14 protein-coding genes are annotated in these 17,153 nt (G+C 72.7%); 7 read left to right on the top strand and 7 right to left on the bottom strand.

The genetic code is table 11. From position 1 onward, the window contains the following. Positions 1-61 precede the first annotated feature (61 nt). Positions 62-892 carry an undecaprenyl-diphosphate phosphatase gene (locus ACBJ59_RS36885; protein ID WP_375114812.1) on the top strand — a complete coding sequence of 277 codons (831 nt, stop codon included), beginning with the start codon at positions 62-64 and terminating at the stop codon, positions 890-892. On the opposite strand, the gene ACBJ59_RS36880 is transcribed toward ACBJ59_RS36885, so the two are convergent. The 3 genes from ACBJ59_RS36880 to ACBJ59_RS36870 form a co-directional block, all read right to left on the bottom strand. After that, on the bottom strand, positions 861-1,556 hold the full coding sequence (locus tag ACBJ59_RS36880) for a hypothetical protein (RefSeq protein WP_375114811.1): 696 nt from the start codon (positions 1,554-1,556) through the stop codon (positions 861-863). The two genes, ACBJ59_RS36885 and ACBJ59_RS36880, sit on opposite strands and share 32 nt — an antisense overlap. Positions 1,557-1,636: 80 nt before the next feature. After that, positions 1,637-2,056: a hypothetical protein gene (locus ACBJ59_RS36875; protein WP_375114810.1), complete on the bottom strand. Its 420-nt coding sequence runs from the start codon at positions 2,054-2,056 to the stop codon at positions 1,637-1,639. 136 nt (positions 2,057-2,192) lie between these two features. Next, positions 2,193-3,341 (bottom strand): MFS transporter, encoded by a 1,149-nt coding sequence (locus tag ACBJ59_RS36870; protein ID WP_375114809.1) that lies wholly within the window; start codon positions 3,339-3,341, stop codon positions 2,193-2,195. 87 nt (positions 3,342-3,428) lie between these two features. Between ACBJ59_RS36870 and ACBJ59_RS36865 the strand changes: the two genes are divergently transcribed. Both ACBJ59_RS36865 and ACBJ59_RS36860 read left to right on the top strand, forming a co-directional pair. Continuing rightward, positions 3,429-3,767: an ArsR/SmtB family transcription factor gene (locus ACBJ59_RS36865; protein WP_375114808.1), complete on the top strand. Its 339-nt coding sequence runs from the start codon at positions 3,429-3,431 to the stop codon at positions 3,765-3,767. Beyond that, entirely contained in the window at positions 3,754-6,249 is a 2,496-nt protein-coding gene (locus tag ACBJ59_RS36860) for an ATP-dependent RNA helicase (RefSeq protein ID WP_375114807.1), read from the top strand. Before ACBJ59_RS36865 ends, ACBJ59_RS36860 begins: the two co-directional genes overlap by 14 nt. A gap of 63 nt (positions 6,250-6,312) precedes the next feature. On the opposite strand, the gene ACBJ59_RS36855 is transcribed toward ACBJ59_RS36860, so the two are convergent. Then, positions 6,313-7,491, bottom strand: coding sequence for a pyridoxal-phosphate dependent enzyme (locus ACBJ59_RS36855; protein WP_375114806.1), 1,179 nt, complete (start codon positions 7,489-7,491; stop codon positions 6,313-6,315). A gap of 56 nt (positions 7,492-7,547) precedes the next feature. On the opposite strand from ACBJ59_RS36855, the gene ACBJ59_RS36850 reads away from it, so the two are divergent. Both ACBJ59_RS36850 and ACBJ59_RS36845 read left to right on the top strand, forming a co-directional pair. After that, on the top strand, positions 7,548-8,990 hold the full coding sequence (locus ACBJ59_RS36850) for an amidase (protein WP_375114805.1): 1,443 nt from the start codon (positions 7,548-7,550) through the stop codon (positions 8,988-8,990). A gap of 97 nt (positions 8,991-9,087) precedes the next feature. Then, positions 9,088-10,404: an FAD-binding oxidoreductase gene (locus tag ACBJ59_RS36845; RefSeq protein WP_375114804.1), complete on the top strand. Its 1,317-nt coding sequence runs from the start codon at positions 9,088-9,090 to the stop codon at positions 10,402-10,404. A gap of 44 nt (positions 10,405-10,448) precedes the next feature. On the opposite strand, the gene ACBJ59_RS36840 is transcribed toward ACBJ59_RS36845, so the two are convergent. The 3 genes from ACBJ59_RS36840 to deoC form a co-directional block, all read right to left on the bottom strand. Beyond that, positions 10,449-11,321 carry an aldehyde dehydrogenase family protein gene (locus tag ACBJ59_RS36840; RefSeq protein WP_375114803.1) on the bottom strand — a complete coding sequence of 291 codons (873 nt, stop codon included), beginning with the start codon at positions 11,319-11,321 and terminating at the stop codon, positions 10,449-10,451. A 152-nt stretch (positions 11,322-11,473) separates the two neighbouring features. Further along, positions 11,474-12,892, bottom strand: coding sequence for an aldehyde dehydrogenase family protein (locus ACBJ59_RS36835; RefSeq protein ID WP_375114802.1), 1,419 nt, complete (start codon positions 12,890-12,892; stop codon positions 11,474-11,476). 3 nt (positions 12,893-12,895) lie between these two features. Next, positions 12,896-13,825 (bottom strand): deoxyribose-phosphate aldolase, encoded by a 930-nt coding sequence (deoC, locus tag ACBJ59_RS36830; RefSeq protein WP_375114801.1) that lies wholly within the window; start codon positions 13,823-13,825, stop codon positions 12,896-12,898. Between the two features lie 219 nt (positions 13,826-14,044). Between deoC and ACBJ59_RS36825 the strand changes: the two genes are divergently transcribed. Then, entirely contained in the window at positions 14,045-14,191 is a 147-nt protein-coding gene (locus ACBJ59_RS36825) for a hypothetical protein (RefSeq protein ID WP_375114800.1), read from the top strand. 101 nt (positions 14,192-14,292) lie between these two features. Then, positions 14,293-17,145 (top strand): AAA family ATPase, encoded by a 2,853-nt coding sequence (locus ACBJ59_RS36820; protein WP_375114799.1) that lies wholly within the window; start codon positions 14,293-14,295, stop codon positions 17,143-17,145. The last annotated feature ends 8 nt before the right edge of the window (positions 17,146-17,153 follow it).

The following is a 17,153-nucleotide window of genomic DNA, read 5'->3' as shown; positions in this document are numbered from 1 at the left end:
CGGGGCCGCCGATTCCGCTAACCTCACCCTCGTCACTCCCGCGTGCTCGAAAGGTGTAGTCGTGATCGGCTGGCTTGAAGCGGTGGTTCTGGGGTTGATCCAGGGGCTCACGGAGTTCCTGCCGATCTCCTCCAGCGCCCACATCCGTGTGGTCTCCGCTTTCGCCGGCTGGCAGGACCCGGGGGCGGCGTTCACGGCGGTCATCCAGCTCGGCACGGAGACCGCCGTGCTGATCTATTTCCGCCAGGAGATCTGGGAGATCGTCTCCACCTGGACGCGCTCCCTGTTCAACAAGGAGCTGCGCGGTCACTGGGCAGCGCGCATGGGCTGGTTCATCATCGTCGGCACGCTGCCCATCGGCATCCTCGGCCTGACGCTGAAGGACCAGATCGAGACGAGCTTCCGCGACCTGCGCCTGGTGGGCACCACGCTGATCGTCTTCGCCCTCATCCTGTGGTTCGCCGACCGCACCGCCCGCAACAAGCTCACGCTGGAGAAGCACCTCAGCTTCACCCACGCCGTCATCTACGGCTTCGCGCAGTCGCTGGCCCTGATCCCGGGCGTCTCCCGCTCCGGCGGCACCGTGACCGCCGGTCTGCTGCTCGACTACCGCCGCGAGGACGCCGCGAAATACTCCTTCCTGCTGGCCATCCCGGCCGTGCTGGCCTCCGGCCTGTTCGAGCTGAAGGACATCGGCGAGGGCCCGGCCCCCGAGTGGGGGCCGACGATCCTCGCCACCGTCATCTCGTTCATCGTCGGCTACGCGGCGGTGGCCTGGTTCCTGCGCTACATCAGCACCCACCGCTTCACCATCTTCGTGATCTACCGGATCATCCTCGGCTTCTTCGTGATCCTCGCCGTCACCGCAGGCTGGATTCCGGCTCAGGGCTGACGCGCGCCGCCGCCGGATAGTACGCCGCCCACGCCTCGTCGCCCATGCGCAGGATCTTCAGCCCGGTCCAGCCCAGCCCGGCGACGGGGACGACCCAGAACGGCACGGTCAGCGGCCCGTACGGCACCAGGAACCCGCCGAGATATCCGGCGGCCACCACCAGCGGCACCCACCATCCGACGAACCCGGCCCGCCACACCGCCACGCACAGCAGCGGCAGGCCGATGAACCCGAAGAACATCCACGGCATCTGGAACCCGAACACCACTCCGGGCAGGTTGAGCATCTCGTCGAGGATGCGCTGCGTCTCCTCCGGCGAGTAGTGCTGCCCCAGCCACCACTCCACGGGATCGCTGAGCAGCAGGCCGGACAGCTGCAGATAGCCGAGCACCGTGAGCACCCCGCTCACGTGGCCCAGCCGCGTGGCCTCGCGCCTGGTCAGATGCACCAGGCCGAGCACGGCCACGGCCATGAGCATCCAGCTCCAGTGGTAGAGGACGGACTGGGTCTGGGCGAGCGCGGGGTTCGCGCCGTAGCTGACCGACTCCCGGTCGTCGCCCCAGGTGCCGGGATCGACGACGACGGCGACGGCCTGGAGCAGCGGGGCCACGATCAGCAGGACGCCTGCCGTGACGCGGCGAAAGGTCACCTGGTCCTTGAACATGCCGCCGACCGTAGGCTCGCCCGCCCCGGGACGTCGTCCGCCTGTGGGGCGACCGGCCATCCCCTGGAAGGCGGAGAAGATCAGAGCGAACGGGGATAGCGGCTGCACAGCGCGAAGACGACGGCGAAGAGGGTCCAGGCGGTGACGTACGCGACCGGGTGGGCCCAGGTGTCGCCCATGAGGTCGGCCAGCGCCTGGCGGCCCTCGAAATAGATCGCCAGCCCCGCCACCGCCCCCGGGACGGCGCCCCACCACCGCTGCCACCACACCTCGTACGCGACGACCTCGAACACCACGAGCGCGACCGGCCCGAGCAGCAGGAACTTCAGCCCGGGCGGGTGGGACAGGAGCGCGGCCAGCACCATGACGGCCACCGCCGAGCCGCCCGTCAGCAGGACGACGGCGGCGAAGGGCGCGGGCTCGTTGCGCGGGTCCTCGACGGGCGAGGAGTCGGGAACGCCGGGTGCGGGATCGTCGCGCGGTTCACGGTCATCTGGCACAACCGCCATTCTGGCCGACAGCACCGCGCGGCGAACCCCTACCAAAGGAGGTCACACAGCTACCGGAGTACGTGGCGCCACGGGGCGGCCCGGCCCCGGCGACACAAGCCCACCCGGTCGCGCCCGACGTCCGGCGCTACCTGGCCGGCACGCTCACCTTGGCGGAGATCGCCACCCCCCGGTAGGTGACCAGCGTGAACAGCAGCGCGACCAGGGCCAGCCCCGTGGCCAGCACGACCACGCCGATCCGGCCGTAGGTCTCCAGCGCCGCCCCGCCGGCCAGCCCCGCCACGAACAGCCCGAAGTACTGCGCCGACGACAGCAGCCCCAGCCCGATCGGCACGCTGCCCGGCACCGCGGTGACGGTCCTGAACTGCTGGGCCGGCGCGACCATCCAGCCGACCGCGCCCCACAGGAACCCCCACGCCATCGCGACGGGCAGCGCCACGTTGGCGACGGGGATGAGCGCCAGGAACACCACGGACGCGCTCAGGCCGAACAGGATCATCCGGCGCGGCCCGTACGCGTCGGTGAGCCGCCCGCCGAGCATGTTCCCCACGATGCCGCCCAGCCCCCACGCCCACAACAGCGCGGGCAGCGGCAGGTCGAACATCGACCCGATGTACGTGTACGCGCTGAACCCCGCCGCGAACATCAGCAACTGCGTGACCATGACCGCCAGCACCCGCCGGTCCCGCAACGGCTCGAACCGCTCCCGCAACCGCCCCGACGCCGGGATGTGCACCTCGGGCACCAGGGCCGCGACCCCGACGAGCCCGAGCACCCCGAGCCCGGCGACCATCCACAACGTGGCCCGCCAGCCCGCGGCCTCCCCCAGCCACGTGCCGAGCGGCACCCCGATGGCCGACGACACGCTCAATCCGCCCATCACCAGCGCCAGCGCGCGCCCGCGCCGCTCGGGAGCGGTCAGCGCGTTCGCCACGGCCGACGACGTGGGCGTGAACATCGCCGCCCCCGCCGCCGCGATCACCCGGGTCAGCATGACCAGCGGGTACGTCGGGGCCAGCGCGGTCAGCGTGTTCCCCGCCACGAACACGCTGAGGGCCACCAGCAACAGGGTTCTGCGCGACATGCGTGCGGTCAGGGCGGCCAGCAAGGGCGACAGCACCGCGTACGCCAGCGCGAACACGGTCATGAGCTGCCCCGCGGCGGACCGGGAAACCCCCAGGTCCGCGGAGATGGGCGGCAGCAGCCCGGCCGTCACGAACATGCCCGTACCGATCGCGAAATTACCGGCGGCCATCGGATAGAGCCGTGAACTCATGAACCCTCCAGCAAAAAGTTGGACGCACATCAAACTGTCTTATAGTTGGATTGTTGTCAAACAATGGGACGGAGGTAGGCTTCAGCCATGCGCCTGCTACCTCATCCAGCCACGGAGAACATCGAGCTCACAGAGGTCCTGCGGGCGCTCTCGGATCCCGTACGCCTGGAGATCGCCGTCCGCCTCGACGCCGCCGGGGAGATGACGTGCACGGTGGCCGGGGACGATCTCGGCGTGCACAAGTCGACCGCCTCGCACCACTACCGCACGCTGCGCGAGTCCGGCGTGGTCCTCACCAAGCAGGAGGGCCGGCTGAAATACATGAGCCTGCGCCGCGACGACCTGGAGGCCCGCTTCCCCGGGCTGCTCGACACGGTCCTGTCCGCCGCCCGCAGGGTTCCCGTCGCGGCCCATGCGGGTCGCTGACGCGGCCGCGGGGCTGCCCATCCGGCACGTCCTGCCCGAGCTGCTGGCCACGCTCGACCGGCACGGCAGCGCGGTGCTGACCGCCCCGCCCGGCACCGGCAAGACCACCGTGGTCCCGCTCGCCCTGGCCGAGACGGGCCTGCGCGTCCTGGTGGCCGAGCCGCGCCGGCTGGCCGTCCGCGCGGCGGCCCGCCGCATGGGCGTCAGCCACACGATCAGGGGCGAGCGGCACGTGGGCGCGAACCCCATGGTCGAGGTGGTCACCACCGGCGTGCTGCTGCAACGCCTGCAGCGGGACCAGGAGCTGGCGGGGGTGGACGCGGTCATGCTCGACGAGTGCCACGAGCGCCACCTCGACGCCGACACGGCGCTGGCCTTCCTCCTCGACGTACGCGACACGCTCCGCCCCGACCTGCGCCTGCTGGCCACCTCCGCCACCGCCGACGCCGCGCCGTGGGCCGAGCTCATCGGCGGGCCCGTCGTCGCGGCCACCGGCGACGCCCACCCCGTCGAGACGATCTGGGCCCCGCCGTCCCGCCCGGTCGCCCCGCCGCACGGCCTGCGCGTCGATCCCGCGTTCCTGTCCCACGTGGCCTCGGTCGTCCGCCGGGCGCTGGCCGAACGGGACGGCGACGTGCTGTGCTTCCTGCCCGGCGTGGGCGAGATCGCCAGGGTGGCCGGGATGCTGGCCGGTGAGGTGGAGCAGCTCCTCCAGGTGCACGGCCAGGCCCCGCCGCACGTCCAGGACGCCGTGCTGTCGCCCGGGACGGGCCGCCGGGTGGTGCTGGCCACGTCGGTCGCCGAGTCGAGCCTGACCGTGCCCGGCGTGCGGGTGGTGGTGGACTCGGGGCTGGCCCGCGAACCGCGTACCGACCACGCCCGCGGCCTCGGCTCCCTCACCACGGTCCGGGTCTCGAAGGCGTCCGCCACCCAGCGCGCGGGGCGGGCCGGCCGCGAGGCGCCCGGGACGGTCTACCGCTGCTGGTCGGCGGCCGACCACGCGCGCCTCGCCGAGCACGCCCGGCCGGAGATCGCGCTCGCGGACCTGACGGGGTTCGCCCTCCAGGCCGCCTGCTGGGGCGCTCCCGGCGCCACGGGCCTGTCCCTGCTCGACCCGCCCCCGCCCGCCGCCCTGTCCGCCGCCACCCGCACCCTGACGGCCCTCGGCGCCCTCACCCCCGCTCCCTCCCGTACGCCCCTCCCCGCCGCCCCCGCCCCGCCCGACGGCGGGCCCGGGATCGACGGCCCCGGGGAGCCGGAGAGCGCGGCCGGACCCGTCCAGGTGACGGACAGGGGCCGCCGGATGGTGCTGGCCGGGGTGCACCCGCGCCTGGCCAGAGCCCTGCTCGACCTCGGCCCGGACGCCGCCGAGGTGGTGGCCCTGCTGTCGGAGCAGCTGCCCCGCGACGCGCCCGACGACCTGGTGGAGGTCTGGCGGCTGGCCCGCCGCGGCGGCACCGGTTTCGCGTCCCGCTGGCGCCAGGAGACCAGCCGCCTGCGCCGCGCCCTGCCCCGTTCCCGGCACAGCGGTGGCGGGAACGGTGACGCGGTGGCCGGGATGGCCGTGGCGCTGGCGTTTCCGGAGCGGGTGGCGCGCCGGCGCGGCGGCGGCTACCTCATGGCGTCCGGCACCCAGGCCCAGCCGGCCGAGGGCTCCAGGCTCCAGACCGCCGAATGGCTGGCCATCGCGATCGCCGACCGCCCCACCGGCTCGGCCTCCGCCCGGATCAGGCAGGCCGTCGTCATCGACGAGGCCACCGCCAGGCTCGCGGTCGGCACCACGGTCGAGGACGAGGTCAGCTGGCGCGTCCCGCCGGGCGGGCGCCGCGGCGACGTGTCCGCCCGCAGGGTCGAACGCCTGGGCGCGATCGAGCTGTCCGCCACCCCGCTCAAGGACGCCGACGTGCGCGAGGCCATCCTGTACGGCCTGCGCACCGAGGACGTGCTCACCTGGACCGGGCAGGCCAGGAACCTGCGCGACCGCCTGGCGTTCTGCCACCGCGCGATCGGCGCCCCCTGGCCCCCGATGGACGCCCTCGCCGACCTGGCCGACCAGTGGCTGGAGCCCGAGCTGTCCAGGGCCCGCCGCCGCGCCGACCTGGAACGCATCGACGTCGCGGGCGCGCTGAAGCGCCTGATCCCGTGGAGCGAGCGCCTGGACCAGGTCGCCCCGGAGCGCATCGAGGTCCCGACCGGCTCCAACATCCGCGTGGACTACTCGGGCGAGCAGCCGGTGCTGGCGGTGAAGCTGCAGGAGCTGTTCGGCCTGCAGGAGACGCCGCGGATCGCGGGCGTGCCGGTGCTCGTCCACCTGCTCTCCCCCGCGGGTCGCCCGCTGGCGGTCACGGCGGACCTGGCCTCGTTCTGGCGTGACGGCTACCGCCACGTACGAGCGGAGATGCGCGGCCGCTACCCCAAGCACCCCTGGCCGGAGGACCCGCTGACCGCGCCGCCCACCCGCCGGACGAAGGGACGCTCATGACGGGCCGGGGCGCCGGCTTCACCATGGTCGGCGCCCCTCCGCGTCTGAGTCAGACCCTGAGGCTCACGGCACGAGGCCGTCCAGCGTCGGGTTCTCGACGACGGGATAGCGCTCGCTCCCGACACCCACGTCCTTGAACCCGCTGGAGGTGGCGACGCAGACGACGGGCCCGTCGAAGTCGCGCCGCAGCCTGCGGTGCCCGGCCAGCCCGGCCGCCCCCGACAGCTCCTGCCACATCCCCTGCCGGGCCAGGTCGTGCTGCGCCCGCCGCATCTCCTCGTCGGTCACGAGCACCGCCTCGCCGCCGCTGTCGCGCACGGCCGCCACGCCCCGGTGCCCGCCGACCGGCCCCGCCAGGCTGTAGGCCTCGGTGGGCCCCAGCTCGACGATCGCGGCGGGCGCCCCGGTGGCCAGCGCCTTGGCATGGGGCCCGCCGGCGGCCGACTCGCAGGAGAACATCCGCGGCGCCTTCTCCGCCAGCCCGAGCAGCCGCAGCTCCACGAACCCCTTCCAGATGCCGTACAGCAGCTCGGCGTATCCGGTGGGCACGAAGACCGCCGCGGGTACCTCCCCGAGCTGCAGGAACAGCTCGTACGCGATCGTCTTGTAGCCCTCGGGCCCGAACGGGTGCCCGGTGTGCGTCACGGTCTGGTTGCTGACCGGGTGGTAGCCGAGCCGGTCGACGACCTCCCGCAGCAGCGGCCAGCGCGCCTCCACGGGGACGGACACGACCTTGGCCCCGTACGCCCGCGCGAACGCCTGCACGGCCGGCGGCGACTCCGCCGAGGCCAGCACGATCGCGGGCAGCCCGGCCCGGGCCGCGTAGGCGGCGGCGGAGGCCCCGTGGTTGCCGGAGGAGGCCACGACCACGCCCGGCGCGCCGCATGCGACGGCGGCGCTGACCGTGACGCGGTTGAGCCGGTCCTTGTGCGACCACGTCGGGTTGCGCGACTCGTCCTTGATGTAGACGTCACCGAGCCGAACCAGCGGCGTGCCGCCCTCGCCCAGCGTGGGCGCCTCCAGCGGCGGCAGCAACGGCGCCCACCGCGCGAGGTCGGGACCCGGCTCCTGGCCGAACAGTCCCCGATCCACCTTCGCGTAGTCGTAGACGACCTCCAGCGGATAGGCCAGCTCGGCGGTGCTGGTCTTGGGGCAGCCCCGCGTCAGTGGCGGGAACAGCGGGAACTCGGCCGAGGGGTCGCCCAGCGAGCGCTGGCGGAGGGCAAGCGAAGGTTGGTTCACGTGGATCGACCCTATCGAGCCTCGCAACCTAGAGTGAAAAGCTGCACACTCTAGTCATGTTGTGGGCAGGCAGGTCCGCCATCGAGATCGCGAGGGCCGTCCGGCACGGGGATGTCAAGGCCGCCACCGTCGTCGAGGAGCACCTTCACGCCATCTCGGAGCGGGATTCCAGAGTAGGGGCGTTCCGGCTGGTCAGGGAGCAGGCCGTGGACGAGGCGCGGCTGCTGCAGAAGCGGCGCGACCTGACCGACCTGCCGCTGGCCGGCGTGCCGGTGGCGGTCAAGGACAATCTCGAGGTGGCCGGGGAGGCCACGCGCGGCGGGTCGGCCGCCACCTCCGACGCGCCGGCGCCCGAGGACCACGCGACCGTGGCCCGCCTGCGGGCGGCCGGCGCCGTGGTCGTCGGCCTGACGAACCTGCCGGAGCTGGGGCTCGTGGCGTTCGGCGACAGCGCGTACGGCATTGTGCGCAACCCCTGGAACCCCTCCCGCACGGCCGGCGGCTCGTCGGCGGGCAGCGCGGCGGCCGTGGCGGCGGGCATGGTGCCGCTCGCGCTCGGCAACGACGGCATGGGCTCGCTGCGCATCCCGGCGGCCTGCTGCGGCGTGCTGGCCATCAAGCCGGGCACCGGCCTGGTGCCGCCGCCGGCGAACGACTGGGAGCGGCTCACCGAGAACGGCCCGCTGGCCACGACCGTCCCGGACCTGGCGCTCGCGCTGTCCGTGCTGGCCGCGGACCCGTCGCTGGCGGAGGCGTGGCGCGGCGGCCGTCGGGTCGAGCCCCCGCCGCGCATGCTGCGCTCGGTCTGGGCGGACGACGACGAGGTGTGGGAGCCGCAACCGCCGCCGGCCAGCCCTGAGCCGTTCGACCTGCGGGTGGCCTACGCTCCCCAGCTGCTGCCGCCCGGCCTGCCGATGGACAAGGAGTTCCGGGCCGCGGTGCGCGGGGCGGCCGAGACGCTGCGGCTGGCCGGCCACACGGTGGTCGAGCACGAGCGCAGGCTGCCGGCCTGGCTCGGCCCGGCCACGATCGCGACCTGGCTGGTCAGGGCCGCCGAGGCCGCCGAGGGCCTGGAACGCGGGCGGCTGGAGCGCCGCACGCGGGGGCTCGCCCGCGCGGGCCGGGTGCTCGGCGCGCTCAAGCTGGACGGCGTACGCGGGCGGGAGCGCTGGAGCGGCTACGGCGCCGACCAGTGGTTCGGCGACGCGGACGCGCTGATCACGCCCGCCCTGGCCGCCATCCCGCCGAAGGCCGAGCGCTGGGGCGAGCGCGGCTTCCTGCGCAACGCGGGGAGCAACGTCCGGTACGCCCCCGCCACCGGCGCCTGGAACATGTGCGGCTGGCCCGCCATCACCGTCCCCCTCGCCACTCATTCCAGCGCGCTGCCCATCGGCGTGCAGCTCATCGCCCCGCCCGGCGGCGAGCCCCACCTGCTGGGCCTGGCCGCCCAGCTCCAGGCGGCCCACCCGCCGCTCCGGCCGCCCGGCTTCTCGTTCTGATCCATAACAATCGCTTCTGTCGATCAGAAGATCTATCTCTTGGACTTATAGGTTTCGCCTCGGCACCCTGGAAAGGAGACGTAAAGAGGGATTAATCATGCGATCTTTGCTGCACCGGAACGACTCCAGATACGACGCCGAACGAACCGGCTTCCACCTCCTCTCCTCCCACCGGCCCGACCTGATCGTCCCCGCCGCCACCCCCGAAGAGGTACGGCAGGCGGTGGCCCGCGCCGCGGCCGAGAGCCTGCCCGTCGCCGTCCAGGCCACCGGGCATGGCGTGCCCCTCCCCGCCTCCGGCGGCCTGCTCATCACCACCGGCCGGATGAACGCCGTCACCGTCGACCCGGCCACCGCCACCGCGCGGATCGAGGCCGGCGTGCGCTGGGACCAGGTCATCGCGGAGGCGGCCCGCCACGGCCTGGCCCCGCTGTCCGGCTCGTCCCCGGTCGTGGGCGCGGTCTCCTACACGCTGGGCGGTGGCCTCGGCCTGCTGGCCAGGCGCTACGGCTACGCCGCCGACCAGGTGCGGGCCGTGGACGTCGTCACGGCCGACGCCGAGCACCGCCACGTCACCCCCGACAGCGACCCCGACCTGTTCTGGGCGCTGGTGGGCGGCCGGGGCAACTTCGGCGTGGCGACCGCGCTGGAGATCGGCCTGGTGCCGGTCGAGCGGTTGTACGGGGGCGCGCTCTATTTCGGGACCGACCTGGTCGAGACCGCCCTGCACACCTGGCGGGACTGGACCGGGTCGCTGCCGGACGAGATGACCTCGTCGATCGCCGTCATCCCCTTCCCCGACGTCGAGCAGGTGCCGGCGCCCTTCCGCGGCCGGACCGTGGCCCACGTCCGCATCGCGTACACCGGGGACGTAGCGGAGGGCGAGGAACTCGTCCGTCCCCTGCGGGCGATCGGCCCCCGGCTGGTGGACACGGTGGGCGAGCTGCCGTACACCGCGTCGGCCGCCATCCACAACGACCCCACCGAACCGGCCGGCTACTTCGCCACGCACTCCCTGCTGCGCGAGCTCCCGCCGGAGTCCCTGGACGCGCTGCTCGGTGTGCGCGGCGTGATCGAGCTGCGCCACCTCGGCGGCGCGCTGGCCAAGCCCCAGGGCGCGCCCAACTCGGTGGGCCACCGGGACGCGGCCTACTTCGCCGCCGTCCTGTCCCCCGGCCTCGCCCCCGGCACGGACCCGCGGGCGCTGCGCCCGGTCCACGAGGCCGTCAGGGAGGCGCTGTCACCGTGGGCGACGGGCGGCCGGGTGCTGAACTTCCTGTACGGCGAGAACGCCGGCCCCGACGAGGTGCGCAGGGCGTACGAGCCGGCCGACTACGAGCGCCTGACCGAGCTGAAGTCCCGCTGGGACCCGGCGAACCTGTTCCGCCTGAACCACAACATCCCCCCGGCCTGAGCGGGCCGGAGGGACGCTGTGGTCAGATGCTGGTCAGATGTTGATCAGATGCCGACCGGGTGCCAGACGGTCTTCGTCTCCAGGAACCGCGTCATGCGGCCGATCCCCGGATCGGCCGCCCAGTCCTCCTGGACGGGCCGCAGGACCCGCTTGAGGTTCTCCGCCGCCGCCTGCTCGCAGCGCACCGCCAGGTCGGCGTCGGCGACCCCGGTCAGGTCGAGCCCGTTGACGTCCATGTGCGCCGCCAGCCACGGGGCCAGCTCGGCCTGCTGCCCGGTGAGGATGTTCACGACCCCGCCCGGCAGGTCGGAGGTGGCCAGGACCTCGGCCAGGGTGATCGCTGCGAGCGGCGAGGGCTCGGAGGCGACCACGACGCAGGTGTTGCCGGTCACGATCACCGGCGCGACCACCGAGACCAGCCCGAGCAGCGGGTCGGCGGGCGCCACGACGGCCACCACGCCGGTCGGCTCGGGCGAGGACAGGTTGAAGTAGGGCCCGGCCACCGGGTTCGCCGCCCCGTGCACCGAGGCGATCTTGTCGGACCACCCCGCGTACCAGACCAGCCGGTCCACGGCCGCGTCCACCTGCTCCAGCGAGGCCCGCTTGCCGCCGCCCACCTCCTCGGCGAGCTGCGCGCGCCGCCCCTCCAGCATCTCGGCGACGCGGTAGAGGATCTGCCCCCTGTTGTACGGGGTCGCGCCCGACCAGCCGGGGAACGCCTTGCGCGCGGCCACCACGGCGTCGCGGGCGTCCTTGCGCGAGGCCCGCGAGGCGTTGGCGAGGAAGTCTCCCTTGGCCGAGGTCACGGGGTAGGACCTTCCACTCTCAGAGCGCGGGAACGCCCCTCCGATGTACAGCTTGTAGGTCTTTCTGACGGACAACCTACTCATCGCCCCGACCCCTCCACGTGGACTCATGCGACATCTGGACCGGCGCGAAGACCTGCCCGCACCGGCTCACGCCGCAGCGGTGGGCGTACCAGCCGGTGCGTACGGGCCGGCCGGCCCGGGCGAAGGCGTGCCCCCTGGTGGCCTGGGCCCGCCGTTTCCCGCGACCGGCGCGGCGGTGGTCACACATCAAGGTAGGCCTCCAGCCCGTGGCGCCCGCCCTCGCGGCCGAAGCCCGACTCCTTGTAGCCGCCGAAGGGCGAGGCCGGGTCGAACTTGTTGAACGTGTTGGCCCAGACCACGCCGGCCCGCAGCCGGTCGGCCATCCACAGGATGCGCGAGCCCTTCTCGGTCCACACCCCCGCCGACAGCCCGTACGGCGTGTTGTTGGCCTTCTCCACCGCCTCGGCCGGCGTGCGGAAGCTCAGCACCGACAGCACCGGCCCGAAGATCTCCTCGCGGGCGATGCTGTGCGACTGCGCCACCCCGGTGAACAGCGTCGGCGGGAACCAGAAGCCCTTGCCGGGCAGCTCGCAGGCGGGCGACCAGCGCTCGGCCCCCTCCGACTCGCCGAGCTCGCTGAGCCGGCGGATCTTGGCGAGCTGCTCGGCCGAGTTGATCGCGCCGATGTCGGTGTTCTTGTCCAGCGGGTCGCCCAGCCGCAGCGTGCCCAGCCGGCGCTTGAGCGCGGCCAGCAGCTCCTCCTGGACCGACTCCTGCACCAGCAGCCGCGACCCGGCGCAGCACACGTGGCCCTGGTTGAAGAAGATCCCGTTGACGATCCCCTCCACGGCCTGGTCGATGGCGGCGTCCTCGAACACGATGTTCGCGGCCTTGCCGCCCAGCTCCAGGGTGAGCTTCTTGCCGGTGCCCGCGACGGTCCTGGCGATGATCCGGCCGACCTCGGTGGAGCCGGTGAAGGCCACCTTGTTCACGTCGGGGTGCGCCACCACGGCCGCGCCGGTCTCGCCCGCGCCGGTGACGATGTTCACCACGCCGGGCGGCAGGCCGGCCTGGCGGCAGATGTCGGCGAATAGCAGCGCGGTCAGCGGCGTCGTCTCGGCCGGCTTGAGCACCACCGTGTTGCCGCAGGCCAGCGCCGGCGCGATCTTCCAGGCCAGCATCAGCAGCGGGAAGTTCCACGGGATCACCTGCCCGGCGACGCCGAGCGGCTTCGTGCCGAACCCCCCGTATTCCAGCTTGTCGGCCCAGCCCGCGTAGTAGAAGAAGTGGGCCGCCACGAGCGGCAGGTCCACGTCGCGGGACTCGCGGATCGGCTTGCCGTTGTCGAGCGTCTCCAGGACGGCCAGCTCCCTGGCCCGCTCCTGGATGATCCGCGCGATGCGGAAGAGGTATTTCGCGCGCTCGGCGCCCGGCAGCGCGCTCCAGACGCCGAACGCCTTGCGCGCGGCCTGGACGGCGCGGTCCACGTCGTCGGAGGAGGCCGTGGCCACCTCGGCCAGCGTCTCCTCGGTGGCGGGATTGACGGTCTTGAAGGAGGGGCCGGAGCCGTCGACGAACTCACCGTTGATGAACAGCCCGTAGGAGGACTTCAGGTCAACGACGTCGCGCGACTCGGGGGCCGGTGCATATTCGAACATCGTCTAGTCCAGGGTGAAGTAGTCGGGACCCGCGTAGCGGCCGGTGGCCAGCTTCTGGCGCTGCATCAGCAGGTCGTTCAGCAGCGAGGAGGCGCCCAGCCGGAACCAGTCGGGGGTGAGCCAGTCGTCGCCGACCGTCTCGTTGACCAGCACCAGGTTCTTGATGGCGTCTTTGGTGGTGCGGATGCCGCCCGCCGGCTTCACGCCGACCTGGCGGCCGGTCGCGTCGCGGAAGTCGCGCACCGCCTCCAGCATGATCAGGGTCACCGGCGGCGTCGCGGCCGGGGCCACCTTGCCGGTGGAGGTCTTGATGAAGTCGCCGCCAGCCAGCATCGCCAGCCAGGACGCCCGGCGCACGTTGTCGTAGGTGGCCAGCTCGCCGGTCTCCAGGATCACCTTCAGGTGGGCCGGCCCGCAGGCCGCCTTCACCGCGACGATCTGCTCGTAGACCTTCATGTACTGCCCGGACAGGAACGCGCCGCGGTCGATCACCATGTCGATCTCGTCGGCGCCCGCCGCCACCGCCAGCGCGGTGTCGCTCACCTTGACCTCCAGCGAGGTGCGCCCGCTGGGGAACGCGGTGGCCACCGAGGCCACCTTGACGCCCGTACCCTTCAGCGCCTCTACGGCCACCGCCACCAGGTCGGGATAGACGCAGACGGCCGCCACCGAGGGCGCGTCGCCGCCGGGCCGCACGGCCTTGGCGCACATCGCGCGCACCTTGCCGGCCGTGTCGGCCCCTTCCAGGGTCGTCAGGTCCACCATGGAGATCGCCAGGTCGATGGCCTGCGCCTTGGCCGTGGTCTTGATCGAACGGGTGCCGAGCATCGCCGCCCGCTGGTCCGCGCCGACCCGGTCAACCCCGGGCAGGCCGTGCAGGAATGCTCGCAGCGCCGCGTCGGACGAGGCGACGTCCGCGAGCGAGGTAGTCACAGTTGACACCTAGACAGCATCGCCGACCAGGGCCTCTACCTCCAAACCGGACCACCTTAGGGCGCTCCTAGGGCATTGGAGCCCAGGTCCTAGGTATGCCGTAGGCGTTCGGGCCCGTGAAAGGCCCCGGAGATAAGGCATCCACCCGATGCGCCGGGCCGGGCCTTAGCCCGAGTCTTAAAGGTGTCAGGAAGAAGCACGAAATCGCAGGAGAAAAAGATGCATCCCGAGATCGAATACGAGCTCATGAAGAACCAGGCGAGCGAACTGCGCAAGGCCGCCGCCGAGCACCGCCGCGTACGGGAGGCCCAGAAGGGGAACAAGGCCGAGCGCCGCTCCTTCTTCGGCAAGCGCCGTTCCTCATGACCGCCCCAAGAGAGCCCGGCCACAATCTCCTTCGTGGCCGGGCCTCAATACCCCCATAAATCCGTCGTAAGCATCGGATGTGGCATGACATGCTGGATGACATGCGGGGACGATCTGTCAGTCCCGTCTTCGTCGGGCGGGAAGAGGAGCTGGCGGCTCTCTCTGAAAGTTTCGACGAGGCCCGAAAAGGCACGGTGACGGCCGTCCTGCTCGGAGGCGAGGCAGGAGTCGGCAAGACCCGGCTCGTCCAGCGCTTCGCCGAGCACTGTACGGCCGGCGGCGCCCACGTGCTGTTCGGGGGCTGCGTGGAGCTGTCGACCGAGGGCCTGGCGTACGCGCCGTTCACCGCCGCGCTCCGGCAGCTCGTCAGGGAGCACGGCCCGGCCGCCATCGCCGGGCTGCTGCCCGACGGCGCCGAGCGCGACCTCGCGCGGTTGCTGCCCGAGTTCGGCGAGCCCAGCGGCGACGGCGAGACCGACACCGGCCGCGCCCGCCTCTTCGAGCAGTTCCTCACCCTGCTGGAACGCCTCGCGGACAGCCGCCCCACCATCCTCGTCATCGAGGACATCCACTGGGCCGACCGCTCCAGCCGCGACCTCATCGCCTTCCTCAGCCGCAACCTGCACGCCCCGCAGGTGCTGATCGTCATGACCTACCGCTCCGACGACCTGCACCGCCAGCACCCGCTCAGGCCGGTGCTGGCCGAGCTGGGCCGGGTCCACGGCGTGCACCGGCTCGACCTGCCCCGCCTGTCGCGGGACGAGGTCGCCCAGCAGATGACCGCGATCCTCGGCAAGACCCCCGAATACGCCAAGGTCGAGAAGGTCTACGAGCGCAGCGAGGGCATCCCCCTCTTCGTCGAGGCCATGCTGGACAGCGGCGACGAGTGCACGTTCCCCGAGTCCATGCAGGACCTGATCCTCAGCTCCGTCGAGCGGCTGCCCGAGGAGACCCAGCGCGTGCTGCGCGTGGCCGCCGCCGGCGGCATCCGGGTGGGCCACGCGCTCCTGGCCGCCGTGAGCGGCCTGTCCGACGTCGAGCTGGAGACCGCGCTGCGCCCGGCCATCGCCGGCAACGTGCTGCAGATCGCCGACAACCGGGCCTACGTCTTCAGGCACTCCCTCATCCGCGAGGCCGTCCACGACGAGCTCCTGCCGGGCGAGCACCAGCGCCTGCACGCCAGGTTCGCCGAGGAGATCTCCAAGGACCGCGAGCTCGTCCCGCCCGGCCGCGCCGCCGTCGAGCTGGCACACCACTGGTACGGCGCCCGCGACGACCGCTGGGCCCTGATCTCCGCCTGGGAGGCGGCGCGCAAGTCGTACAAGGCGTTCGCGTACACCGAGGCCCTCCCGCTGCTCGAACGCGTGCTCATGCTCTGGGACCGGGTGCCCGACGCCGCCGAGCTCATCGGCACCGACCACACCGGCGTGCTGGAGCGGGCCTCCGAGGCCGCCAACGCCGGCGGTGACGTGGACAAGGGCGTCAAGTTCGTCAAGGCGGCCCTGTCCGAGCTGGACGAGGCCCAGGAGCCGGCGCGGGTGGCCCAGCTCATCGCGCGCCGGGCGGCGTTCAAGAACTCCAAGGGCCAGATCGGCGTCATCGACGACCTCAGGCACGCGCTGCGGCTCGTGCCCGACGACAGCCTCGACTGGGCCGAGGTCGTCATGCCGCTGAGCCGCCACCTGATGCTGAGAGGCGAGATCGACGAGGCCGGCGAGCTCATCGCCGAGGGCCTGCGCTGGGTCAGGGAGCACGGCGAGCGCTGCCTCGAAGGCGACCTGCTGCTGAACCTGGCGCTCGGACACTCGCTCAACGGGCGGCTCGAGACCACGATCGCCATCAACGAGCAGGCGCTGGAGATCGGCCGGAGCGAGGGTTCCGGCCGCCTGACCACCCGGGCCATGGGCAACACCATCGACGTGCTCATCGACATGGGCCGCGCGGACGAGGCGCTGCGCATGGCGGAGGACGGCTGGCGGATCGCCAAGCAGTACGGCCGGTTGCGCGGCAGCGGCCTGTTCATCCTGAACAACTGGGCCGAGGTGCTCGACGCGCTCGGCCGCTGGGACGAGGCCATCGAGGTCGTCGACATGGCGCTCAGCCACGGCCCCGTCCTGCGCACCAGGTACTCCCTGCTGCGCGTCCGCGCCGACATCGCGCTGGCCAGGGGCGAGCTGCAGCTGGTCGAGGCCATCCTGGCCGAGATCGGGGTGTTCAAGGAACGCCCCCAGGAGTTCGTCCAGGACATCATCAGCAACGCCCGCCTGCGCATCGGCTGGTACCTGACCAGGGGCGAGCCGGGAGCGGCGCTGGGCGAGGCCGAACGCGTGCTCTCCTACCCCAAGCAGTCGAGCAAGGCCATGCTCGGCTGGCGGCTGCTCTCCCTGCTCCGCACGGTCTGCGACGCCGCCGAGGACGTCGAGCTGGAGCGGACCGCGGCGGTGCGCGGGCACGCCGCGGAGGTGGCCGCCGAGCTGTCGGTCATCGGGCCGGTCGTGGAGGCGTACCGGCTGTCGTACTCCGGCGACTTCGACGCCGCGGCGGCGGCCTGGGAGCGGCTCAGGCGCCCGCACAACCAGGCCAAGGCCCTGCTGCGGGCGGCCACGGCCGCCGCGCGGTGCGGCGATCGGGAGGGCGCGGCGACCCGGCTGAAGGCGGCGCTCCCGCTGGCGCGGGCGCTGCGCGCGACCCCGCTGGTGGAGGAGATCGAGGTTCTGTCGCGCCGGGTGGGCGGCCTCCAGCCGGCGCAGGAGCCGTCGGAGCTGCTGACGCCGCGCGAGCTGGAGGTGCTGCGGCTGGTGACGCAGGGACGTACCAACCGGGACATCGCGGCCGAGCTGTTCATCTCGGCGAAGACGGTGAGCGTCCACGTGTCCAACATCCTGGCCAAGCTGGGCGTCACCACGCGGGGCGAGGCGGCCGCGGCCGCCCACCGCCTGTCGCTGCTGTCCTAGTCGCTGCT

It is taken from the genome of Nonomuraea sp. MTCD27 (assembly GCF_041950495.1).
GTDB lineage: Bacteria > Actinomycetota > Actinomycetes > Streptosporangiales > Streptosporangiaceae > Nonomuraea.
Note: the sequence above shows the minus strand (reverse complement) of the source record. Positions and strands in the feature narration are given on the sequence as shown.